Origin of the sequence: Rhizobium sp. 25PS6 (assembly GCF_032464655.1) — a bacterium.
Classification (GTDB): domain Bacteria; phylum Pseudomonadota; class Alphaproteobacteria; order Rhizobiales; family Rhizobiaceae; genus Rhizobium; species Rhizobium laguerreae.
Window position 1 is genome coordinate 1 of record NZ_JAWDIV010000086.1, and the last position, 514, is coordinate 514.

The following is a 514-nucleotide window of genomic DNA, read 5'->3' on the forward strand; positions in this document are numbered from 1 at the left end:
TGCCGAACCAAGCGTGCCTGATGTAGCGCCGAAGCGGATCGCCGTGACCGCCTTGGTATCACCGGCATCCGCATCGGTGTCGTTGGTCAGCACGTTGCCGCTGGCGACCACGCCGCCCGAACCGTTGGCCACACCACCCTTCTCGGTCGCATCCCCCGCATCGGCAACCGCCGTCGGCGTCGTGTTGCCTGAGGTCGACACGGCGATGTTGAAGGTCTCGTTGGCGGTGAGGCCGCCAAGGTCGGTCGTCGTTACCCTGACGCCATAGGTCCCTGATGTCGTCGCCGTTCCGGAGAAGGTCCTCGTCGAGGCATTGAAACTCAGCCAGGCAGGCAGCGCCGTGCCGTCGGCAGACGTTGCCGCATAGGTGAGCGTCTCGCCGCTATCGACATCGGTGAAGGTCGTCGTCGGCAGCGTGAACGAGAAGGCAGAGCCGACGGTGGCGTTCTGGCTAGCCGTCTGGACCGCCAGCACCGGCGCGTCGTTGGCGCCGTGGATGGTGACGGTGAGATTG

Annotated in this window: 1 protein-coding gene; it reads right to left on the bottom strand. The window is 65.8% G+C overall.

Annotation, left to right across the window (positions count from 1 at the left end; translation table 11 throughout):
- A partial coding sequence (locus tag RWK44_RS34955; RefSeq protein WP_316030192.1) for a putative Ig domain-containing protein occupies positions 1–514 on the bottom strand: 514 nt, incomplete at both ends.